20 protein-coding genes are annotated in these 20,978 nt (G+C 69.0%); 10 read left to right on the top strand and 10 right to left on the bottom strand.

The window, feature by feature from the left end; genetic code table 11:
* Positions 1-50 precede the first annotated feature (50 nt).
* Positions 51-1,976: a discoidin domain-containing protein gene (locus ACQHIV_RS39780; RefSeq protein ID WP_427889567.1), complete on the top strand. Its 1,926-nt coding sequence runs from the start codon at positions 51-53 to the stop codon at positions 1,974-1,976.
* A 96-nt stretch (positions 1,977-2,072) separates the two neighbouring features.
* Here ACQHIV_RS39780 and ACQHIV_RS39775 read toward each other — a convergent pair whose 3' ends face one another.
* From ACQHIV_RS39775 to ACQHIV_RS39765, 3 genes are read right to left on the bottom strand one after another with little or no spacing between them, the layout of a single operon-like run.
* On the bottom strand, positions 2,073-5,141 hold the full coding sequence (locus ACQHIV_RS39775; RefSeq protein WP_427889565.1) for a GH92 family glycosyl hydrolase: 3,069 nt from the start codon (positions 5,139-5,141) through the stop codon (positions 2,073-2,075).
* A 17-nt stretch (positions 5,142-5,158) separates the two neighbouring features.
* Positions 5,159-6,052, bottom strand: a complete 894-nt coding sequence (locus tag ACQHIV_RS39770) for an NAD-dependent dehydratase (protein WP_427889564.1) — start codon at positions 6,050-6,052, stop codon at positions 5,159-5,161.
* On the bottom strand, positions 6,049-6,879 hold the full coding sequence (locus tag ACQHIV_RS39765; protein ID WP_427889562.1) for a phosphotransferase family protein: 831 nt from the start codon (positions 6,877-6,879) through the stop codon (positions 6,049-6,051). The genes ACQHIV_RS39770 and ACQHIV_RS39765 overlap by 4 nt, the downstream gene beginning before the upstream one ends.
* 53 nt (positions 6,880-6,932) lie before the next feature.
* On the opposite strand from ACQHIV_RS39765, the gene dapD reads away from it, so the two are divergent.
* Both dapD and ACQHIV_RS39755 read left to right on the top strand, forming a co-directional pair.
* Complete coding sequence (dapD, locus tag ACQHIV_RS39760) at positions 6,933-7,862, top strand: 2,3,4,5-tetrahydropyridine-2,6-dicarboxylate N-succinyltransferase (RefSeq protein WP_427889560.1); 930 nt, start codon at positions 6,933-6,935, stop codon at positions 7,860-7,862.
* Between the two features lie 100 nt (positions 7,863-7,962).
* The gene (locus ACQHIV_RS39755; protein WP_427889559.1) at positions 7,963-8,940 is read left to right on the top strand and encodes a hypothetical protein; all 978 of its coding nucleotides are present in this window, start codon (positions 7,963-7,965) and stop codon (positions 8,938-8,940) included.
* A 48-nt stretch (positions 8,941-8,988) separates the two neighbouring features.
* Here ACQHIV_RS39755 and fdxA read toward each other — a convergent pair whose 3' ends face one another.
* Positions 8,989-9,315, bottom strand: a complete 327-nt coding sequence (fdxA, locus tag ACQHIV_RS39750) for a ferredoxin (RefSeq protein WP_012923087.1) — start codon at positions 9,313-9,315, stop codon at positions 8,989-8,991.
* Between the two features lie 117 nt (positions 9,316-9,432).
* Here fdxA and ACQHIV_RS39745 point away from each other — a divergent pair, with 117 nt between their 5' ends.
* Positions 9,433-10,359 carry a GNAT family N-acetyltransferase gene (locus ACQHIV_RS39745; RefSeq protein WP_427889556.1) on the top strand — a complete coding sequence of 309 codons (927 nt, stop codon included), beginning with the start codon at positions 9,433-9,435 and terminating at the stop codon, positions 10,357-10,359.
* Here ACQHIV_RS39745 and ACQHIV_RS39740 read toward each other — a convergent pair.
* Positions 10,341-11,705, bottom strand: a complete 1,365-nt coding sequence (locus ACQHIV_RS39740) for an MFS transporter (RefSeq protein WP_427889554.1) — start codon at positions 11,703-11,705, stop codon at positions 10,341-10,343. The two genes, ACQHIV_RS39745 and ACQHIV_RS39740, sit on opposite strands and share 19 nt — an antisense overlap.
* Before the next feature lie 54 nt (positions 11,706-11,759).
* On the opposite strand from ACQHIV_RS39740, the gene ACQHIV_RS39735 reads away from it, so the two are divergent.
* The gene (locus ACQHIV_RS39735; RefSeq protein WP_427889552.1) at positions 11,760-12,197 is read left to right on the top strand and encodes a type II toxin-antitoxin system PemK/MazF family toxin; all 438 of its coding nucleotides are present in this window, start codon (positions 11,760-11,762) and stop codon (positions 12,195-12,197) included.
* On the opposite strand, the gene ACQHIV_RS39730 is transcribed toward ACQHIV_RS39735, so the two are convergent.
* The 5 genes from ACQHIV_RS39730 to ACQHIV_RS39710 all read right to left on the bottom strand — a co-directional run bounded on the left by ACQHIV_RS39730 (position 12,194) and on the right by ACQHIV_RS39710 (position 16,397).
* On the bottom strand, positions 12,194-13,957 hold the full coding sequence (locus tag ACQHIV_RS39730) for a VanW family protein (RefSeq protein WP_427889550.1): 1,764 nt from the start codon (positions 13,955-13,957) through the stop codon (positions 12,194-12,196). The genes ACQHIV_RS39735 and ACQHIV_RS39730 overlap by 4 nt on opposite strands.
* A 111-nt stretch (positions 13,958-14,068) precedes the next feature.
* A complete protein-coding gene (locus ACQHIV_RS39725) occupies positions 14,069-14,587 on the bottom strand; it encodes a flavin reductase family protein (protein ID WP_427889548.1) in 519 nt (172 codons plus the stop codon).
* 62 nt (positions 14,588-14,649) lie between these two features.
* The gene (gene mshB / locus ACQHIV_RS39720) at positions 14,650-15,561 is read right to left on the bottom strand and encodes an N-acetyl-1-D-myo-inositol-2-amino-2-deoxy-alpha-D-glucopyranoside deacetylase (protein WP_427889546.1); all 912 of its coding nucleotides are present in this window, start codon (positions 15,559-15,561) and stop codon (positions 14,650-14,652) included.
* 32 nt (positions 15,562-15,593) lie between these two features.
* Positions 15,594-15,890, bottom strand: coding sequence for a response regulator transcription factor (locus ACQHIV_RS39715; protein WP_427889544.1), 297 nt, complete (start codon positions 15,888-15,890; stop codon positions 15,594-15,596).
* A 138-nt stretch (positions 15,891-16,028) separates the two neighbouring features.
* A complete protein-coding gene (locus tag ACQHIV_RS39710; RefSeq protein WP_427889543.1) occupies positions 16,029-16,397 on the bottom strand; it encodes a (deoxy)nucleoside triphosphate pyrophosphohydrolase in 369 nt (122 codons plus the stop codon).
* Between the two features lie 48 nt (positions 16,398-16,445).
* On the opposite strand from ACQHIV_RS39710, the gene ACQHIV_RS39705 reads away from it, so the two are divergent.
* The 5 genes from ACQHIV_RS39705 to ACQHIV_RS39685 all read left to right on the top strand — a co-directional run bounded on the left by ACQHIV_RS39705 (position 16,446) and on the right by ACQHIV_RS39685 (position 20,898).
* Positions 16,446-17,072, top strand: coding sequence for a hypothetical protein (locus tag ACQHIV_RS39705; RefSeq protein ID WP_427889541.1), 627 nt, complete (start codon positions 16,446-16,448; stop codon positions 17,070-17,072).
* Between the two features lie 107 nt (positions 17,073-17,179).
* Positions 17,180-17,467 (top strand): hypothetical protein, encoded by a 288-nt coding sequence (locus ACQHIV_RS39700; protein ID WP_344192953.1) that lies wholly within the window; start codon positions 17,180-17,182, stop codon positions 17,465-17,467.
* Positions 17,467-18,267, top strand: coding sequence for a hypothetical protein (locus tag ACQHIV_RS39695; RefSeq protein WP_427889539.1), 801 nt, complete (start codon positions 17,467-17,469; stop codon positions 18,265-18,267). The genes ACQHIV_RS39700 and ACQHIV_RS39695 overlap by 1 nt, the downstream gene beginning before the upstream one ends.
* A gap of 7 nt (positions 18,268-18,274) precedes the next feature.
* Positions 18,275-20,152 (top strand): fumarate reductase/succinate dehydrogenase flavoprotein subunit, encoded by a 1,878-nt coding sequence (locus ACQHIV_RS39690; protein WP_427889537.1) that lies wholly within the window; start codon positions 18,275-18,277, stop codon positions 20,150-20,152.
* Positions 20,149-20,898: a succinate dehydrogenase/fumarate reductase iron-sulfur subunit gene (locus ACQHIV_RS39685; protein ID WP_380193882.1), complete on the top strand. Its 750-nt coding sequence runs from the start codon at positions 20,149-20,151 to the stop codon at positions 20,896-20,898. The genes ACQHIV_RS39690 and ACQHIV_RS39685 overlap by 4 nt, the downstream gene beginning before the upstream one ends.
* The last annotated feature ends 80 nt before the right edge of the window (positions 20,899-20,978 follow it).

Here is a 20,978-nt window from a genome sequence, read left to right as displayed (position 1 = left end):
ACGTTGACATAGCCTTGTCAACGTTGACATTTCTTCCTAAGGTGCCTGCGGTGAGCACCGTTTCCCGCCGTACCTTCCTGCGCACCAACGCCGCTCTGGCCGGCCTGAGCGCCTCCGCCGCACTCCCGGCGCTGTCCTGGTCCTCCCCCACCACCTCCTCCGCAGACCGCCCGCTGCGTGCCACCCGCGCCGACGAGTGGACCGAGCTGTTCGACCGCCGCTCCGGCTGGATCGGCGCCGACGGGATCTACTCGGTCCCGCTCGACGGCCGCGACGGCGGCGACGGCGGCGATGGCATGGGCTCCGCGACGCCCGGCTCGCGGACCGCGTTCATCTTCAGCGACACCCGGATCGGTACCGTCGACCCGGACACCTTGACGTACCGGCAGACCGGGTTCGTCAACAACTCCTCGGCCGTCCTGGTCGGCAACCGGCCGGACCCCGCCCGGACGACGTTCGTGCTCGGCGAGAACGGGGCGTTCGGCAGCGGGTTCTGGATGAACGACGGGATCGCGATCGGCGACACGTTGTACGCCACCGGGTTCGCCCCGGACTCCGACTGGAATGCGGCACGCGTCGACCTGATCGCCGTACCGCTGGCCGGCGGAGTCCCGGACTACACCGCGGTACGCCGTACCGAGGACGTCGGGCTGCTGGTCCGGGACGGCACGTACATCGTGATGTTCGGCGTCGGGATCATGCCTGGTCCGGACGGATTCGTGTACGTCTACGGGTACCGGAACACGTTGGCGGGCGGGCAGAAGGACCTGGTCTGCGCGCGGGTCCGCCGCGAGCAGTTCGCCGACATCGCGTCCTGGCGGTTCTGGAGCGGTACGTCGTGGAGCCCGGACATCACGGTCAGCGTCCAGGACGCCGCCGTACTGCATGCCGACGTGTCGACCGAGCTGAGCGTGACACCGATCCCGGGCGGGCGGTACCTGCTCGTGTATCTGCGGAACGTGAACTCGACCGGGCTCGAGTATGCGATCGGGTCGTCGCCGATCGGGCCGTTCGGTCCGGGCGTACGGTTCTACAACTGCCCGGAGCCCTACGTGTACGAGGCGCAGACCGCGGGCGGGACGTACTGCTACAACGCGAAGGCGCACCCGAGTCTGTCCGAGGACGGACGGTTGCTGATCAGCTACAACGTGAACCGCCTCGGGGCGGATCCGCTGACAACCGAGATCTACCGGCCGCGCTTCGTCTGGCTGGACCTGCACCGGTTCGCCGACGAATCCGTCGTACCGTCTGCGACAACGGACGTGGCGGCCGGTGGTCGGGTTCTGGATCTGGGCGGGCTGCGGACCGTGTCCGGGTATCGCGTCAAACATGCCGGGTACGAGAGTGGTCAGACCGCCTTCAACACCAGGGACTTCACCGTCGAGGCCGCGCACCGCCGGACGGGTCCGTGGCGGCCGGTCGATGTTGTCACCGGCAACATCCACAACCTGACCGAACGGCGCTTCCCGCAGCCGGTCCCGGCGCGCTACCTCCGGCTGACCGTCCAGCGTCCGACACAGTCCGACGACACCATCGTGCGCGTGCTGGAGTTCGCCGCGGTGGCCGACACGACCGGCGTACCGGATCTGGCGCGCTACTGTCCCGTCCTGGCAAGCGCCGAGAACACCACCGCCCACTACGTCACCGACCCCACGGCCGGCTTGTGGGTCAACCCCTCCCACAGCACTTGGCTGTCCGTCGACCTGGGCGCCGACCGCACGATCGGCCGCTACACAGTCGCCCACGCCGGCGCCGCGGATCTGAACACGCGCGACTTCCAGCTCCAGTCCAGCGACAACAACAAGCAGTGGACCACCCGCGACACCGTGCGGGGCAACACCGCCGCCACGACGGACCGCACGGTCGCCCCGTTCACGGCCCGCTACGTCCGCCTGGTGGTCACCCGCCCCGTCGCTGATTCCGTCCCCGACAAGACCACCCGAATCCGCTCCGTCACCGTCCACCCATCGACCTGAGCTACCGAGTCGTGGCAAACGGCTCCGGCCCCGCCCACCGAGTCGTGGACTTCGGCTGCTCAGCGCAGCCGGTTCTCACGACTCGGCGCACGGCCGTCAGGCCAGCAGCTCGAACTGGGCGAGGGCCGACGGGGTCGGGAAGGTCAGGCGGTAGTGCTGGTGAGGGGCGGGGGTCGGGATCTTGAAGGGGCGGGTCTGGCGGGGCCAGCCGAAGGACTGGTCGGCGCGGGTGTCGAGGACGGTCCAGGTGGTGCCGTCGGCCGAGGCTTCGAGCTGCCAACCGGTGGGAGGCTCGCCGGTGCCGGACGTCAAGGTGTAGAGAGTTGGGCTCGCCGGTGCGGGCAGTGACCAGCTGACGGACTCGAAGACGGCTTCGGTGGCCGACGTGTCGTCGAAGACCGGGCTGCCCGGGTCCACCGGGATCAGGTCGACGAGCGGCGTGGCGACCCGGTCGTCGGTGGTCAGCGAAGGCGGGGACTCCAGGGTGGCCCAATCGGATGGTTCGGCGCCGAGGGTGAAGTCGAGGTGGGTGGCGGCGGTCAGGTCGGCGTGGGTGATGGATGCTACGGGCAACTGTTTGCCGTCGACCCGGAGGTCTTGTACGTAAGGGTTCTCGACCCCGGTCGCGGTGATCGTCAGCGGGCTCCCGCCCAGCGGTGAGACCACCACGCGCGGGAACAGCGGCGACCCGATCGCGTACTCCGGTGCGCCGACGCGCAGCGGGTACAACCCGAGCGCCGCGAACAGGTACCACGCGGACATCTCCCCGTTGTCCTCGTCACCGGGGTACCCCTGCCCGATCTGCTCCCCGACGTACAGCCGGTCCAGGACCTCGCGGGCGATCGCCTGGGTCTTGGCCGGCGTACCGGCGTAGTTGTACATCCACGCGATGTGGTGCGCCGGCTGGTTCGAGAAGCCGAACTGGCCCATCCGGACGGCCTGCGCCTCGACCATCTCGTGGATCACGATCGAGTACGTGCCCTTCTTCACCGCGAGCTCCGGTGTCGCGAAGAACTCGTCGAGCTTCGCCTCCAGCCCGCGCGGACCGCCGTACAGGTTCGCGAGCCCGCGCGGGTCGTGCGCGACGTGGAACGCGAAGTTCCACCCGTCGGTCTCGGTGAAGTCGCCGCCCCACTCCTCGGGGTCGAACTCGGCCGGCGTCTTCGCGAAGCTCCCGTCCGGACGCCGCCCCTGGAAGAAGTTGATCGCGTCGTCGAACAGGAGTACGTAGTTCAGCGACCGGCGCCGCAGGTACTCCGCCTCCTCGAGCAGCTGCGCACGCCGCTGCGGGAACGCGTCCGCCAACCGCAGCGCCATCTGCGCGAGACCGAAGTCGTTCAGGTACGCCTCGAGCGACCACGACACGCTCTCCTCGGTGTCCGTGCTCACGTACCCGGCGAAGAACCCGGTCTCGACGCCCTTCCGCCCGACCTCGGTCGCCGCCGGCGCGACGGTCGCGTTCCGGAGCCCGGCGTCGTACGTCGCCAACGGGTCCGGCAGCGCGACGCCCTTGAGGTACGCGTCCGCGAACGACACGTCCGAACTCGTCCCGGTCATGCAGTCGGCGTACCCCGGCGACGACCAGCGCGCGATCCACCCGCCGTCGCGGTACTGCTGCACGAACCCGTCGACCAGCTCGGCCGCCAGCTCCGGGTAGAACAGCACATACGCCGGCCACGCGGTCCGGTACGTGTCCCAGAAACCGTTGTTCACATACATCTTCCCGGGCCGCACGACCGCATTGGTGACAAGGCTCGTGGCCTCCCCCTCTGCGGGCAGTACTGGGCTGGCATACCGGTAGTCCGGGTTCTCCAGGCTCGCCACGTTCTCGAAGTGCGAGTTCGGATAGAGGTTCAGCCGGTACAGGTTGCCGTAAACGGTCCGAAGCTGCGGCGGAGTAGCACCCTCCGGACGAATGACTCCCAGACGCTCGTTCCAGACTGCGTTGGCGGCGCTCCGGATCTCCTCGAACGAACCGCCCAGCTCCAGCGACAGGTTGTGCCGCGCCTGGTCCACGCCGATGAACGACGTCGCGATCCGCAGCGTCACCTCGGGTACGTCGAAGCTCGCGGCGCGCGCGTTGTCCCGCCCGCCGGACGCCGGGCCGAACCCGGTCGGCGTACTGGAGAACTCGCCGTAGCAGAACATCCGGGTAATTCCGGTCCCCGCCCCGTTCTCGACCCAGCCGGTGACCGCGGTCCCGTCGTACTCGAAGCCGCCGTTCTCGTCGATCGTGTCGAAGACCAGGTGCCGCCCAGCCGCGTCTGCCGGGAACGTGAACCGGAAGATCGCGCCGTGGTCGGTCGGGGTCAGCTCGGCGCGGACGCCGTTCGCGAGCGCGACGGAGTACAGGTCGGGCCGGGCGATCTCGTCGTCGTGGCTGAACGCGACGGCCCGTTCCGCCGGGTCGCCGAGCGGTTCGGCGGCCGCGACCGGCATGATCGTCAGCTGGTCGCGGTCGCCCATCCACGGGCTCGGCTGGTGCGAGAACGTGAGGCCCTGCAGCTCGGGACGGTTGTCCGCGTTGTTGGCGCGCTGATACTCGTACGGCCAGCGGTACGTCGAGGCGTCGGTGACCGGGGTGACGAAGTTGAACCCGTTCGGCCAGGCGGTGATCGGGAGCGTGTTGCCGCGGGAGAAGGCGTGGCTCGCGTTGGTCCCGCGCCGGGTGTCGACGTACGCCGCGAGGTCCGACCCGTCCGGCTCCGCCGGCGCCGGCCCGACCTCGACGTCGTCGATCCACCCCGCGAACGGCCCGTCGCCCGGTGCGTCGACCACCAGCACCAGCTGCGCGATCGTCTTCCCCGCGGCGGCGGTGAGATCGACCTGCACGTCGTTCCACTGGTCGGCGTACAGGATCTTCGCGTCGCCCTGCCCCGCGGCGTCGGCGGGCTTCCCGTACTGGTCGGTCCCGGCGTACCGCGTCCCGTCGGCGAACACCACCTCGACCGCGACGTACGTCGCCGCGTACGTCAGCGCCCGGTCCAGCTCCGGATAGACCTTGTACCGCAGCCGATCTCCGACCGCGACCAGCTGTCCCCCACCGGGCAGCCGCACCTCCTGCCGCGCACCGGCAACCCCCGAGTACCGCGTCCCGTCCACACTGCTGAACCCACCCCGCGAACTCGTCGGGCCGCCCGGTCCACCGCCAGTCTCGATATCCACGGGCGCAATCCTACGAATCAATGCGGCGGCGCGGGTGGAACGTTTCCATCGTGGACCCAGGCGACGTAGTCGCGGGCGGTCTCGGTGTCGGGGCGGAGCTGGAGGCCGTGGGTGAGGGCGCGGGTGTTGACCAGTTGGAAGGTGCCGTCGTTGGAGCCGTCGTGGGGTAGGTGGAAGGCGTCTGCCGGTGGGGACCAGTTGACGGGTGGAGGGTCCGGTACGACCGAACACCAGCTCTCGGCGAGGTCTGACATCCGGCGGGTGGGGCCGACGGCGTTGAAAGGGCCGGGGAGACGGTCGGCCGTGACGTGCAGGAGGAAGCCGGCGAGGTCGCGGGCGTCGATGTACTGGACGGGCTGGTCGCGGCGGGCAGCGCATTCCAGCGGGACGTTGTGGGCCAGGGCCCAGCCCCAGTTGCCGAAGTCGGGGTTGTACGGGCCGATCACGAAGCCCGAGCGGACGGACGCGGTTCGGTCCCCGAAGGTGGCGGTGAGCAACGATTCGTTGCGGACCTTGGACGGGCCGTACAGGTCCATCGTGAAGTGGTCCTCGGGCGCGCCGGCGGGCCAGCCGAGGAGCCGGGCGGACTCGGTCATGCCGACGTCGGTCTTGCTCGCGTAGACGGCGATCGACGACATGTACGTGTAGTGGCCGCAGCGGTCCCGGAGTACGGCGGCGCTCAGCGACACGTCGCGGACCAGGAAGCCGGACATGTCGATCACGCCGTCCCACTCACCGCCGGCCAGTACGCCGGGAGCCGCCCGGTCGCCGGTGATCCGGCGTACGCCGGGGAACAGCACCGGGTTCGTCAGCCCGCGGTTGAAGAGGGTGACCTCGTGGTCGTCCCGGAGCGCCGCCTCGACGACGTGCCGGCCGAGGTTCTTCGTGCCGCCGAGGACCAGCAGCCTCACGACAACTGCCCGACGAGGTCCGCGAGCTCGGCCAGCAGCGGGTCGATCCAGTCCTCCGAGCCAGGGATCGTCCGGACGCCCTCCTCGATCACGAACGTCAGCGCGAGCAGGCAGAAACACGCGCCCCCGGTCAGCAGCTGCCGGTCCACCAGGAACGGATCCGCGCCCGAGACCTCGACGTACCGCGCGACGATCGGGCCGCGGTCGTAGCCGAGGGCAACGGCATCGCGGATCAACGTGTACAGGTCGCTCAGATGCGGAGCGAGATGCGCCAGCGGCCAGTCGACCGCCGTCCAGCGAGTGCCGTCGGTGACCAGGTTCTTCGGCACGAAGTCCCCGTGCACCACCCCGAGCGGCGCGTCCCGGTGCAGCCGGTCGAGCGCCTCCACCAGCGGATCCAGGTCGAAGTCGATCCGCCCGATCCGCCCGGCCAGCTCCTTCACCCGCACCGGCGGAAACCCGCTCGCCCCGGCCACCGTCGCGCCGTGGATCCGCGCCGCCAGCTCGGCGCCCGCGACGAACCCGTCCGCGGTCGGCTCCTGCTCGAGCGTCACCCGGCCGACGTCGGCCAGCACGATCACGCCGTCGCCGCCGTACAACAGTTCCGGCGCCGGCAGCCCCAGCGGTACGACGTACCTCTGGTAGGCCGTTTCCTCGCCGGCCTGCGTGTCCGTCCCGTGCTTCACGATCACGCTGCGCAAGCCGTACGACAGCCGCCGTACCTCCGACGATCCCCACTGCCGCAGCAGCTCCGAATGCACCGCCTCGGGAGCCGGCGCCGCCAACACCTCCAGCACCACGTCCCGCGGGATCCATCCAGGAAGCATCCGAAAAGTAGACCATGCTCCGGCGCCGGGTGCGCCCGAATTAGGGTGTAGGCATGACGAACCACGCCTGGGGCTTCGGCCTTGCCACCGTTACCACCGCCGGGGACGTCCTGGACGTCTGGTACCCGGCGCCCGCGCTCGGGTCCCGGCCGGCCGACGCCAAGGCCCCGGCCGAGCTGGTCGCCGCCGAGGGGAACGACGCCCTCCGGCAGGTACGGCGTGAGGTGGTCACGACCGAACTGGTCCTCGACGAGGCCCCGAGCGGTACGGCGGACGCGTACCTGCGGCTGCACCTGCTCAGCCACCGCCTGGTCCGCCCGCACGGCGTCAACCTGGACGGCATCTTCGCCGCCCTCCCGAACAACGCGTGGACGTCGCTCGGCCCGGTCCCGGTCGACGAGGTCGAGAACGTCCGGCTCCGCGCCCGCGCCGCCGGCCAGCACCTGAGCGTGACCAGCGTCGACAAGTTCCCGCGGATGACGGACTACGTCGTACCGTCCGGGGTCCGGATCGGCGACGCGGACCGGGTCCGGCTCGGCGCGCACCTCGCCTCGGGGACCACCGTGATGCACGAGGGCTTCGTGAACTTCAACGCCGGCACCCTCGGGACGTCGATGGTCGAGGGCCGGATCGTCGCCGGGGTGGTGGTCGACGACGGCAGCGACATCGGCGCCGGCGCGTCGATCATGGGCACGCTGTCCGGCGGCGGCAAGCAGGTGATCTCGATCGGCAAGCGGTGCCTGCTCGGCGCGAACGGCGGCACCGGCATCTCGCTCGGCGACGACTGCGTGGTCGAGGCGGGGGTGTACGTGACCGCCGGCACCAAGGTCACGCTCCCCGACGGCACGGTCGTGAAGGCCCGCGACCTGTCCGGGCAGCCCGGCCTGCTGTTCCTCCGGAACTCGGTCACCGGCGCCGTCGAGGCCCGCCCGCGCCAGGGCGAGGGCATCACGCTGAACGAAGCGCTGCACGCCAACGCCTGATCGTCCGAAAGGATGACTTTGCCAACCAGCGTGAGGCTGACCACGTCAATCAGTACGTGACCCGCGAAACTGTCCTCTGCCCTCGAACGTTGGGAGCGGTATGCCGGTGAAGCGTGGTGCCCTCGTCGTCCTGGGTGGCATCGGCGTGCTCAGCCTCGCGATCGGCGCCGGGATCGCCTGGCTCGGCGGGAAGAACATCGCGAACATCCTGCCGCCGCCCGAGCAGTGCACCGCGACGGTCAACGGGCAGCAGGTCGTGCTCGACTTCGAGCAGGCCGAGTCCGCGGCGATCATCGCGGGCATCGCGGTCCGCCGTGGGCTGCCGGCCCGGGCGGCGACGATCGCGCTGGCCACGGCGTACCAGGAGTCGAACCTGCGGAACCTCGCGCACGGCGACCGGGACTCGCTCGGGCTGTTCCAGCAGCGGCCGTCGCAGGGCTGGGGTACGGCGAAACAGGTCCAGAACCCGTACTACGCGACCGGGAAGTTCTACGACGCGCTGGTGAAGATCGCGAACTACCAGAGCCTCCCGATCACGGTCGCCGCGGACAAGGTGCAGCGCAGCGCGTTCCCGAACGCGTACGCCGACCACGAGGCTGACGCCCGGGTGCTGGCGTCGTCGCTGACCGGGCAGTCGGAGAGCGTGTTCAGCTGCACGGTGAACACGGCCGACGTACCGCAGGAGACGATGGGCAAGGACGGGCTGACGCCGCGGGCGGAGGTGGTCCGCAAGGACCTGGCGCGGACGTTCGGGAAGCTGTCGACCGGCGGGTACGAGGCCGGCGGGGTGCGGACCGGGCACATGGAGGGGTCGGCGCACTACGACGGGCGGGCGATCGACGTGTTCGTCCGGCCGATCTCGGCGGCGAACACCACCAAGGGGTGGGCGATCGCGCAGTACCTGGTGGCCCGGGCGAAGCTGCTGAACATCCAGACGGTGATCTTCAGCGACAAGATCTGGACCGCGGGCGGGCAGTCGGACGCGGGCTGGCGCAAGTACACCCCACCGGAGCGCTCAGGTGACCCGAAGATCCTCAGGCACCTCGATCACGTCCACGTGGACGTACTGGCGCAGTAAACAGAAGTAGGGCACCCGCTTGGATGCCCTACTCTCTGTCAGCTTTCTTTACTCGTCGTGTTCCTGCGGCGGCAGGGCCGCGATGAACGGGTGGTCCTTGTCGATCTTGCCGAGCTTGGACGCACCGCCCGGCGAACCGAGGTCGTTGAAGAAGTCGACGTTCGCGGTGTAGTAGTCCTTCCACTGCTCCGGAGTGTCGTCCTCGTAGTAGATCGCCTCCACCGGGCAGACCGGCTCACAGGCTCCGCAGTCGACGCACTCGTCGGGGTGGATGTACAGCATCCGGTTGCCCTCGTAGATGCAGTCGACGGGGCATTCCTCGACACACGCGAGGTCCTTCAGGTCAACACACGGCTGCGCGATGACGTAGGTCACTGCTACTCCTCCTATGGCAGGCAAGCGCAGCGCTGGCTTCGGGGTGCTGCGATGCGGTGATGCGAGTATCTCTAGTATCACGGTAGTACCTCGACCACTGTGCCAGGAGTCCGGATCGTGTCAGGCCTGGGTGCCCGTGATATCGGCCACCGTGTCGTCGTCCGGCACCGGATTCCGGGCGGGCTGACCGACGTGATCGGCGTCCTGCAGGCCGGTACGCCGGAACTCGTCACCGTTCGGCACGCGGACAGCACGCTGTACGACATCCCGGTCGCGGACATCGCCGCCGCCAAGCGGATCCCCGAGCTGCCGCTCCGCCCGGTCGACGTCGACCAGCTGTTCCTGACCGCGTCGCTCGGCCGGCCCGCCGTGGAACGCGCGTACATCGGCCAGTGGTTGCTCCGGGCATCCGCCGGCTGGACCGGCCGCGCCAACTCGCTCCTCCCGGCCGGCCGCCCCGGCGTCCCGGTCGCCGAAGCCCTCGAGCAGACCGTCGCGTTCTACACAGAGCGCCAACTCCGCCCACAGGTTCAGGTCCGCGTCGGCAGTCCGTTCGACCAGGAGATTCGTGCTCTCGGGTGGGTGGACGCCCGCCCGGGGCAGTCCGACGTACTCGTCATGCACACCACGCTGGACCATGTGAACGCTGCACCTGGGTACGAGGTTCAGCTGACAGAGCGGCCGGATGACGCGTGGTATGCGGCTGCTTTCGAGGGCCCAGTACCGGTTGTTGCACCGCAGGTGCTTGAAGGGGCGGCGAAGGCGAGGTTTGCCTCTGTGGTGCAGGGCGGGCGGGTTGTGGCGGTCGGGCGGGGGGCGATGACGGGGCACTGGCTCGGGGTGGACTCGATCCGCGTGGCGGAGGGGTTCCGCCGGCGCGGGCTCGGTACGGCGATCGTCCAGGGCCTGGCGCGCTGGTCAGGCCCGGAAGGCGGTCGGCGTACCTATCTTGAAGTTCTCCTGGAGAACATCCCCGCGCTGACCACCTACACCCGCCTCGGCTATCAAGAGGCGTACCGCTACCGCTACTTGACCAACCGCTGAGCAGCCGCGGCCCCGACCAGCGCAAGCACCGCAAACCCAGCCAGTACGACGGTCAAGGCCCTCCCGGGATCAGCAGAGAGCGCGGTGTACGCAGAGCCCGCCACAGCGACCCCCAATGCACCAGACAGCTGTGCGTTGGTAGCAACCACCCCGGACAGGTCAGCGGCGTACGACGGCGGCAGGCTGGACGTCACCGCGCCGATCAACGTGTTGGCGCTGATCCCCAGCCCCAACCCGCCGACACCGAGCAGAACGAACAGCAACGGCCCGCTACGCCCGCCGAGCACCAGATACGCCAGCACGAGCACATAGCCCGTCGCCAGCACCAGGCAGCCCACAACCGGCATCCACTGCGCTCCCCTGCGCAGCCTCGGCAGTACAGGCCCCGCCAGCCCGAAAGCGGCCACCCACACCACCATGGCGAACCCGGAGTACGCCGGACCCTTGTGCAGCCCGCCCTGTAGGTAAAGGGCGAGTACGAACAGGAGGGCGAAGTACGAACCGCTGGTGCACCCGTGAGCGAGCAGCCCGGCGCGGACGGACCTGCTGCCGAGCACCTCCCGCGCGATGAGCGGTCGCCCACCACCCGCGGCCGTACGGCGTTCGCCGTACTCGAAGAGCAGGAGCGCCGGAACGCTCAGCAGGAGACACAGCCAGGACCAGGTGGGCCAGCCGCGCTCGGCACCGAGCAGGAGCGGCACGATGACGAGCAGAACCGCCGTACACAGGACGAGGACACCGCCGAGGTCCAGGCGGTCCCGGCGGCCGGCCGGGTCGGGCGGGAGCAGGCGGCGGCCGGCGATCAGCAGGCCGGCGCCGATCGGCACGTTGACCAGGAAGATCGGGCGCCAGCCGGTGCCGAACAGGTTCGCGGCGATCAGTACGCCGCCGAGCAGCTGCCCGGCCACGGCGCCGCCGGACAGCGCGATCGAGAAGTACCCGAGCGCCTTGAGCCGGTCGCGGCCGTGGAAGTGCAGCTGGATGCCGCTGAGCACCTGCGGAACCATCAGCGCGGCCCCGGCACCCTGAACGAAGCGCGCGCCGACGAGCGTGCCGATCCCGGGCGCCAGACCGCAGGCGAGGGACGCGGCGGTGAAGACGGTCAGGCCGAGCAGGAACGTCCGCCGGTAGCCGAGTGACGTACCGAGCCGGGCGCCGGTGATCAGCAGGACGGCGAACGCGACGACGTACCCGGAGACGACCAGCCCGACCGCGCCCGGCGAGGCGTGCAGATCGGTCCCGATCGACGGGCCGGCGATGTTCGCCACCGCGGTGTCGATGTTGGCCATGAACTGACCGGTGAGCAGCACGGCGAGTACCGCGCCCCGGTTGCGAGTGATGAGCACGTGCGTTGAACGGTGTGAGCCCACCGAGATGTGAGGGCGTTAGGCTCCGGGGCTATGGCGGATCACGTGGTTGAGCGGCCGGAGTACGCGGGGGATTTCGAGGGGACGGTGCGGGTGGAGTACACGCCGCATCCGGACGACGGGGTGGCGGATCCGGGTGAGATCGTCTGGACCTGGGTGCCGTTCGAGGAGGACCACACCCGCGGCAAGGACCGTCCGGTGCTGGTGATGGGCTGGGACGAGCCGTACCTGCTGGCGCTGATCCTGACCAGCAAGGACCACGACCGCGACGCCGCCGACGAGGCGCGCTGGGGCCGGGTCTGGATGGACATCGGCAGCGGCTCGTGGGACAAGGAACACCGGAACAGCGAAGTACGGCTGGACCGGGTGCTCCGCATCGACCCGCGGCAGGTCCGCCGCGAAGGCGCGGTCATCGAGGAGGCACTCTTCGACCAGGTCGCGGCGGGACTGCACGAACTCCACCGGGGTTAGTTGGGTTTGTGGCCTCGGCCCGGTGGCGGTGGGGTCGTCGTGGTGCCCGGCGGCGGGGTGACCGTGCCGGGTTGCGGTCCGCAGCGGATGTCGTCGGCCGCGTTGTACTTGGTGACGAACGACTCGGTCTTCTGCCGGACGCCGTTCTTCGCCAGGTACCGGTAGATCGTGATGTCGAAGCCCGGCGTCGGCGCCTGCGCCTCGCACTTGGCGGCGGTGTTGTAGACGACCTTCGGCTGCCGGACGTTCGTCTTCGAGGACTGCCCGGCGGTGACGTCCCAGACCTTGGTGCCCCAGATGATCACCCGGATGCTGCCCTTGCTGCCCGCCGTCGAGGCCTTGAACACCGTCTGCACCAGCACACCGTGGCCGGAGTCGTTCAGGAACTTCAGGTCCAGCGACGGCCACGCGACCGTCGCCTCCCGCCCGACCGGGTAACGGCTGATGTAGACACTGTGCGCCTTGTGCTCGACGAGCTTCAGCCCGGCGAAGAACGCCGCGTTGAACGTCGTGGTCGCCGACTGCGAGACACCGCCGCCGAGGTCCTTCTCGAACTTCCCGCCGCTGATGATGTAGCCCTCGGTGAACCCGTTCTCCTTGGTCCGCTCACCGACGATCTTGTTCAGGCTGAACATCTCGTTCGGCTTCAGCAGCGTCCCGTTGATCTTCCGCGCCGCCGTACCGATGTTGATGTTGCGGTACGCCGCGTCCGGGAACTCGGTCTGGAACTCGCCCATCTTCTGGGTGATCCCGAGCGCGGTCGCCTGCTCGGTGGTGAACTTCGCCGGGGTCGGGATCAGCGGCACGGTGGCCCGCCGCTCGCCGACCGGCTTCGGCAGCACCGACAGGATCGCGGCGCCGATCTTGGTCCGGTCGACGACCACCCCGTCGACGGCCGGGACCACCTTCGGGCCGGCGCCGACGATCTGCACCGTGGCGTCCTTCGGCAGCGTCTCCAAGGTCTTGAAGCGCTGCTGGAACAGCGGCTCCAGGGTCTTGGTGTTCAGCGCCGGGATGACCTTGCCCTCCTGCACGGTGACCGACAGCGCGGGAGCGAGCTCGGCCGGCGTCAGGTCGACCGACTTCGAGCCGACCGCCAGCCGGACCGGGCCGGACATGGCCGGCTCGGCGAACTCCTTGACGGCCTTGTCGATCGCGTCGGAGGCGGCCTGCGGCTTCGTCGTACTGACCGGTAGCTCCTTCGGCTGCCCGTCGGCCGGGTACGCCGCGACGACCGCGTCGGTCGCCTTCGCGGTGTCCAACTCGAGGCCCTCGGCGGGCTCGTGCTTGACCGGCTGGGTGCCCTTGAACGTGATCGTGCCCTCGGTGGCCTTGCGGTTCACCTGGCCGGCCAGCTTGTCGACGGCGGCCTTCAGCTTCGCGTCGTCCTTGGTGACCACCGGGTCGACCGCGTCGCCGCCGGTGAGCGCGTGCCAGATCCGGCCCGGCGCCAGGCTGCGACCCGCACCGGCCGCGTCGACGGTCTTGCCGACGTCCACGGACAGCCCGGCCTCGGCCGGTACCACCTGGAACGTGGCCCCGCCGGCGGTCAGCGCGATCGGCGCCGCCACCCGGTCCTTCAGACCGTCGGTCAGCTTCGCCTGCGCGGCGTCCTTCGACAGGCCCCCGATCGGGATCCCGAGCACGGTCGTGGAGCTCGGCACCTTCGAGCCCGCGAACGCGAACGCGGCGCCGTACCCGACGACGACCACACCGAGCCCCGCGGCGGCGATGATCCCCGCGAGCTGCTTTCTCCCCACCGGAAAGAGTCCTCCTGCACGAGCCGGGGTCAGGGCACAAGCGCACATCCTACGGGACGCCAGAGGTCTGGCCACCCCTCGGGGCAGCCCTTCCCTGCCCCGGGACAACGGTCAGTTTCCGGGCAGTTTCCGGTAGTGACCGGACGCGTAGAGCAGCGCTCCCGGATCGCCCGGACCACCGGTCCCCAGGCTCAGCACCTCACCCACCACGATCGTGTGGTCGCCCCCGTCGTACGTCGCCCAGGTGCGGCACTCCAGCCAGGACAGCGCCCCGTCGACGGTCGGGCACCCGGTCTTCGGGCCGGCCGTGGTGGCGATCCCGTCGAACTGGCTGTACAGGTCCCGCCCGGACCGGGCGAACCGCTCCGCGACCGGCTGCTGCTCCGCGGCCAGCACCGAGATCGCCCAGTACCCGCAGTCCAGGACGGCGGCGTGCATCCGGACGCCCTTGTCCACGCAGACCAGCACCAGCGGCGGGTCGAGCGACACCGAGGTGAACGCGTTCGCGGTCATCGCGTGCGCGACGCCGTCCTGCAACGTGCTCATGATCGTGATCCCGGACGCGAACCGCCCGAGCGCGGCACGGAACTCCGCGGCGGGCACACTCCCACTGGGCTCGGTCGAGGACACGTCAGCAGGTTATGCCTTGTTCACTCGACCGAGCGTGTGGAAAGGGTCACCTCACCGCCGGTTTACAGGCCGGCGAAGAGGTCGTGCTCGAGGCCGTCGGCGTCGGGTGCGGCGGTGCCGCGGACCAACCGGTACGGCTCGGAGGCCCAGATCTGGTTGCCGTTGTTGTTGGACAGCGCGAAGAACGGGCCGTCCACGGTGATCTGGGTGGCGTGCGCCTTCATCGCGTTCATCTTCCGGTCGAGATACTCCTCGCCGGAGATCACGCAGTCGATCAGCCGGTCCGGGGTGATCATCGGCGGCAGCGGGCCGTCCGGGTCCATGCCCTCGAACGTCGTGGTGTCGCCGGCGTCGCGGAGCGCCCGCAGCTGCTCACGCATCGGCGACTCGGCCATCGCGGTCCAGTAGATCTTCGGGATCTCCCAGGCCTCGCCGAGGTCCTCGCGGTACGAGCGGGCGGCGGCCAGGTCCGCGGCGTACATCGCGACCCGGTGCGCCTTGATGTGGTCCGGGTGGCCGTAGTTGCCCCACTGGTCGTACGTGACCAGGACCTGCGGCCGGAGCTCGCGGATCACCGGGACCAGGTCGTTGGCCGCGTCGAGCAGGTCGGCCTGCCAGAAGCTGTCCTTGCGGGTCTCCGGCGGGACGTCCGCGTTGCCGTGGTCGTTGTAGATCATCCCGGTGTCGCGGTACTTGCCCGCGTCGCCGAGGAACCGGTGGTCGGTGACACCGAGCTCGGACATCGCGTTCGCCAGCTCGCCGATCCGGTGCCGGCCGAGGCCGTCGGTCTGGTCGGCGGCCAGGTGCGCGAGCTCGGGGACCAGCACCTCGCCCTCTTCGCCGAGGGTGCAGGTGATCAGCGTGACGTGCGCTCCCTCGGCCACGTATCGCGCCATCGTCACACCGTTGTTGATGGTTTCGTCGTCCGGGTGGGCGTGCACCAGCAGCAGCCGGCGCTCAGCAAGCTCAACCATGCCGAAAGCCTACGTCGGCCTCCGGACAGTTCTCAGCCGAAGCGGCGAACCAGCAGGCAGCCCGCCTGGAACCGCGACTTCGCGCCCAGGCCCTTGATCAGCGCGCTGATCTCGGCACGCACGGTGCGCAGCGAGAGCCCGAGGTCACGAGCGATCGCGGCGTCCTTCGCACCGGTCGACATCATCCGGCCGATCGCCACCTGGCGGCTGGTCAGCTCCCTGACCGCCGCGGGCGTCCGCCGGTGCGAACCGAGCTCGTACACCTCACACACGACCTCGGGCGCGAAGTCTTCTCTCCGCACCGCCGGAACTGCCGGGTACACCGACATACGTCACTCCTCCCCAAGAGTCAGGCAAGGATTCTCGTCCGGCGGCTGGACCACGTGCCAGGTACAACCCATACAAACGACCCATACAGTTCCGGAGCGTGAGCACTCGGCGCCGAGCGGCAGTGTGATGTGTACCACTTACAACCTGGTACGAAGTTCCCGGACGAAGGGCCGATCCGGGACCAGCCAGCCCGTTTCGTCCAGTTCGGCGGCGGCGAACCACCTCAGCTCCGAGTGTTCCCGCAGTACCGGATCCCCGGAAACCACTGTCGCGAGATAGACGTGCAGCTGGTACTCGGCCGAGATGTTCACCGCCGGACCGAGCGATTCCCCGACCTTGATCTCCAGGTCCAGTTCCTCGCGGAGCTCCCGTACGGCAGCCTGCTCGTCGGACTCCCCCGGCTCCACCTTCCCGCCCGGGAACTCCCACCCGCCGTCCACCCCCGGCCGGTACGCCGCGAGCACCCGCTTGCCCTCTACTACTGCCACTCCCACAACAGTCTTCACGTCGCGACTCTGCCAGAAGGTGTCCGACGCGTGCGGCACGATGCTCCTATGCCCTTGCAGAACAGGGTTCTGCCCACCCAGGAGATCGTGGCCGACACCGGCCGCGGGTTGCTGATGGGCAACCGCGGCAGCATCCACCGCCCGGACCGCACGCTCGGGACGACCCGCTGGCGCTCGAAGGCGTGGATCTGCTGCGTCCTTGAGTGGAAGGGGATCCGGCGCGATCCGATGCCGCCGGGGCGCTGGACCGCGCTGTTCTTCTTCGACGAGGCGGTCGCGCTGGCGGCCGGCCATCGACCGTGTCATTACTGCAGACGCAGGGATTACCTGCTGTACGCCGGCGCCTGGGCGGCCGCCAACTCTCTGGGCGAGCGTCCGCGGGCGGCCGAGATGGATGCCGTACTGCACTACCAGCGGGTCGAATCCCGTACCCGGCGGCAGCGGACTACTACCCAGAACTTCTCCGAACTGCCTGATGGGGCCATGGTGCGGTTCGACGGGGCGCCTGCGCTGGTGCTCGGCGGCCGGGTGCTGCCGTGGTCCTGGAACGGGTACGGCATACCGCTCGAACCCGCCGGTCTTCATCAGGCCGAGACGTTGACGCCGCCCGCGAATCTTCTTGTACTACAGGCCGGATTCGCTCCATTACTCCACCCGACGGCCGGTCGCAACTGAGGTAAGCCTAACTGGAAACACGCCGTACCGAGGGGTCTTCCGTTGCGCGCTCGGCAGGGGCAAAGTGTGCCCATACTGACAGCTACATAACCATCACTGGAGTCGGCATGAGCAACAGCGAGGTTGCCGCAGTCGCCCGCGCACTCGAAGGGCTGCACGCCGCCGTCGGCAGACTCAGCCAGGAGTACGGTGACACCCTCGGCATCCGCCGCCTGGTGTCCGACGTGGCCCGGCTGAGCGACGATCTCGCCGAACTGGGCCCGCCTGATCCCAGGCACAGGCCCGGACCGGTTCCGGAGGAACTCGAGGAGATTCCCGACGTGGAGTACGACGCGTCCATGTGGACAGACGCGGAACACGAAGGCTTCGGCGCGCCCGACAGGCACGCTCCCTGATGGCGACCGGGGTAAGCGCTCCCGGCCGCGCACAGGTAGGCCTCAAGACCGCAAGATCGGACAAATGGTGGCTCGCGCCGTTGCGTATCGGCGTGATCCTGCTGTTCTTCATCGTCTATGCGACGGTCCGCATCTTCATGAACAAGTGGTACTGGGTCGACGCGTACCACTACCTCACCCCGCTGTACTCGCCCTGTGTGACCAGCAGTTGTGTCGAGGGCTCGAGCCATCTCGGCACCTGGTTCGGCAACTTCCCGCGCTTCCTGCCGTTCAGCCTGATCACGTTCGTGGTCCTGGCCGGCTTCCGCGGCACCTGCTACTACTACCGCAAGGCGGGCTACCGGTCGCTGTTCTTCGCGCCGGCCGCGTGCGCGGTGCCCGAGCCGCACAAGGCCTACACCGGTGAGCGGAAGTTCCCGCTGATCGCGCTGAACCTGCACCGCTACTTCTTCTACGGTGCGCTGCTGTTCGGCCTGCTGAACATCTACGACGGCGTCCAGGCCTTCCACGGCAAGGGCGGCGGCTTCGGCATCGGCCTCGGCACGCTGATCATCTGGATCAACCTCGTCTGCCTGTGGCTGTACACGCTGTCCTGCCACGCCTGCCGGCACATCGTCGGCGGCCGGCTGAAGAACTTCTCCAAGCACCCGATGCGCTATCGGTACTGGACCTTCGTGTCCAAGCTGAACCCGAAGCACGGCACCTTCGCGATGACGTCGCTGTTCACCGTGATCCTGACCGACTTCTACATCATGGCGGTCTCCGCCGGATGGTTCTCCGACCTGCGCTTCATCAACTGAGGATGTCATGACTGAGCTGGAACGACACACCTATGACGTCGTCGTGATCGGGGCCGGTGGCGCCGGCCTGCGCGCGGCGATCGAGGCCCGTGAGCAGGGCAAGCGCACCGCGATCATCTGCAAGTCGCTGTTCGGCAAGGCACACACCGTGATGGCCGAGGGCGGCTGCGCGGCGGCGATGGGCAACGTCAACTCCGACGACAACTGGCAGGTGCACTACCGCGACACCATGCGCGGCGGCAAGTTCCTGAACAACTGGCGGATGGCCGAGCTGCACGCCCAGGAGGCCCCGGACCGGGTCTGGGAGCTGGAGACGTACGGCGCCCTGTTCGACCGGACGCCCGACGGCCGGATCAGCCAGCGCAACTTCGGCGGCCACACGTACCCGCGGCTCGCGCACATCGGCGACCGCACCGGCCTCGAGCTGATCCGCACGCTGCAGCAGAAGATCGTCTCGCTGCAGCAGGAGGACTTCGAGAAGACCGGCGACTACGAGGCGAACCTCAAGGTCTACGCCGAGTGCACGATCACCGACCTGCTGAAGGACGGCGACGCCATCTCGGGTGCCTTCGGGTACTGGCGCGAGTCGGGTCGCTTCGTGGTCTTCGAGACGCCCGCCGTGGTGCTCGCCACCGGCGGCGTCGGCAAGTCCTTCAAGGTCACCTCGAACTCGTGGGAGTACACCGGTGACGGCCACGCCCTCGCGATGCGGGCGGGCGCGACGCTGATCAACATGGAGTTCATCCAGTTCCACCCGACGGGCATGGTCTGGCCGCCCTCGGTGAAGGGGATCCTGGTGACGGAGTCGGTCCGCGGCGACGGCGGCGTACTGACGAACTCCGAGGGCAAGCGGTTCATGTTCGAGTACATCCCGGACGTGTTCAAGGAGCAGTACGCGACCACCGAGGAGGAGGGCGACCGCTGGTACGAGGACCAGGCCAACAACCGGCGCCCACCGGAGCTGCTGCCGCGGGACGAGGTGGCCCGGGCGATCAACTCCGAGGTCAAGGCCGGCCGCGGGTCCCCGCACGGCGGCGTCTTCCTGGACGTGTCCAGCCGGCTGCCCGCCGAGACCATCATCAAGAAGCTGCCGTCGATGCACCACCAGTTCAAGGAGCTGGCCGACGTCGACATCACCGCCGAGCCGATGGAGGTCGGCCCGACCTGTCACTACGTGATGGGCGGCGTCGAGGTCGACCCGGACACCGCGTCCTCGGTCGTACCGGGCCTGTTCGCGGCCGGTGAGGTGGCCGGCGGCATGCACGGCTCGAACCGGCTCGGCGGCAACTCGCTGTCCGACCTGCTGGTGTTCGGGCGGCGCGCCGGCCTCGGCGCGTCGACGTACGTCGACTCGCTGGCCGAGCGGCCGAAGATCGACCAGGCCGACGTCGACGCGGCCGCCGCGGAGGCGCTGGCGCCGTTCGAGCTCGAGGGCGGCGAGAACCCGTACTCGATCCACCAGGAACTGCAGCAGTCGATGAACGACCTGGTCGGCATCATCCGCAAGGAGGCCGAGATGGAGCAGGCGCTCGGCCGGCTGGCCGAGTTCCGCGGCCGGATCGCGAAGATGACGGTCGAGGGTCACCGGCAGTTCAACCCGGGCTGGCACCTCGCGCTCGACCTGCGGAACATGCTGACGGTGTCCGAGTGCGTGGCCGGCGCGGCGCTGCTGCGGCAGGAGTCGCGCGGCGGCCACACCCGGGACGACTTCCCGACGATGTCGGCGGACTGGCGCAAGAAGCTGCTGGTCTGCAGGCTCGACGCCGAGGGCCACGTGAACGTGTCCGAGGAACAGCAGATCCCGATGCGTGCGGACCTGCTCGAGCTGTTCGAGGGCGACGAACTGAAGAAGTACCTGACGGATGAGGAGCTGCCGGCCACATGAGTTACCAAGGTAAGTTCCGCGTCTGGCGTGGGGACTCCGAGGGCGGTGAGCTCAAGGACTACGAGGTCGAGGTGAACGAGGGCGAGGTCGTCCTCGACGTCATCCACCGGCTGCAGGCGACCCAGACGCCGGACATGGCGGTCCGGTGGAACTGCAAGGCCGGCAAGTGCGGCTCCTGCAGCGCCGAGATCAACGGCATGCCGAAGCTGATGTGCATGTGCCGGATGAACACGTTCGCCGAGGACGAGGTCGTCACGGTCACGCCGATGCGGACGTTCCCGGTGATCCGGGACCTGGTCACGGACGTCTCGTACAACTACCAGAAGGCCCGCGAGGTGCCGGCCTTCAAGCCGCCGGCGGACCTGAAGCCCGGTGAGTACCGGATGCAGCAGGAGGACGTGGAGCGTTCGCAGGAGTTCCGGAAGTGCATCGAGTGCTTCCTGTGCCAGAACACCTGCCACGTGATCCGGGACCACGAGGAGAACAAGGAGAACTTCTCCGGTCCGCGCTTCCTGATGCGGATCGCCGAGCTCGACATGCACCCGCTGGACACCGCCGACCGGCAGAACGCGGCGCAGGAACAGCACGGTCTCGGCTTCTGCAACATCACCAAGTGCTGCACCGAGGTCTGCCCCGAACACATCAAGATCACCGACAACGCGCTGATCCCGATGAAGGAACGCGTCGTCGACCGCAAGTACGACCCGCTGGTCTGGCTCGGCAACAAGATCCGCCGCCGCGCCTGATCCTCGGTGAAACCCCCGGAACCTGCTCGTGGGTTCCGGGGGTTTCGCGTTGTCCGGGGTCTGCTCACCCGTGTGGGGGA

Source organism: Kribbella polygonati (assembly GCF_050320105.1).
GTDB lineage: Bacteria > Actinomycetota > Actinomycetes > Propionibacteriales > Kribbellaceae > Kribbella.
The sequence above is the reverse complement of the archived record's forward strand: the minus strand, read 5'-3'. Positions and strand labels throughout refer to the sequence as shown.

What these genes read in the sequence shown, in the direction of transcription:
- dapD (WP_427889560.1), top strand. Translation starts at nt 6,933, where the DNA reads ATGACGAACCACGCCTGGGGCTTCGGCCTTGCCACCGTTACCACCGCC.
- ACQHIV_RS39700 (WP_344192953.1), top strand. Translation starts at nt 17,180, where the DNA reads ATGAGCAACAGCGAGGTTGCCGCAGTCGCCCGCGCACTCGAAGGGCTG.
- ACQHIV_RS39755 (WP_427889559.1), top strand. Translation starts at nt 7,963, where the DNA reads ATGCCGGTGAAGCGTGGTGCCCTCGTCGTCCTGGGTGGCATCGGCGTG.
- mshB (WP_427889546.1), bottom strand. Translation starts at nt 15,561, where the DNA reads ATGGTTGAGCTTGCTGAGCGCCGGCTGCTGCTGGTGCACGCCCACCCG.
- ACQHIV_RS39715 (WP_427889544.1), bottom strand. Translation starts at nt 15,890, where the DNA reads ATGTCGGTGTACCCGGCAGTTCCGGCGGTGCGGAGAGAAGACTTCGCG.
- ACQHIV_RS39705 (WP_427889541.1), top strand. Translation starts at nt 16,446, where the DNA reads ATGCCCTTGCAGAACAGGGTTCTGCCCACCCAGGAGATCGTGGCCGAC.
- ACQHIV_RS39685 (WP_380193882.1), top strand. Translation starts at nt 20,149, where the DNA reads ATGAGTTACCAAGGTAAGTTCCGCGTCTGGCGTGGGGACTCCGAGGGC.
- ACQHIV_RS39690 (WP_427889537.1), top strand. Translation starts at nt 18,275, where the DNA reads ATGACTGAGCTGGAACGACACACCTATGACGTCGTCGTGATCGGGGCC.
- ACQHIV_RS39765 (WP_427889562.1), bottom strand. Translation starts at nt 6,879, where the DNA reads ATGCTTCCTGGATGGATCCCGCGGGACGTGGTGCTGGAGGTGTTGGCG.
- ACQHIV_RS39735 (WP_427889552.1), top strand. Translation starts at nt 11,760, where the DNA reads ATGGCGGATCACGTGGTTGAGCGGCCGGAGTACGCGGGGGATTTCGAG.
- ACQHIV_RS39695 (WP_427889539.1), top strand. Translation starts at nt 17,467, where the DNA reads ATGGCGACCGGGGTAAGCGCTCCCGGCCGCGCACAGGTAGGCCTCAAG.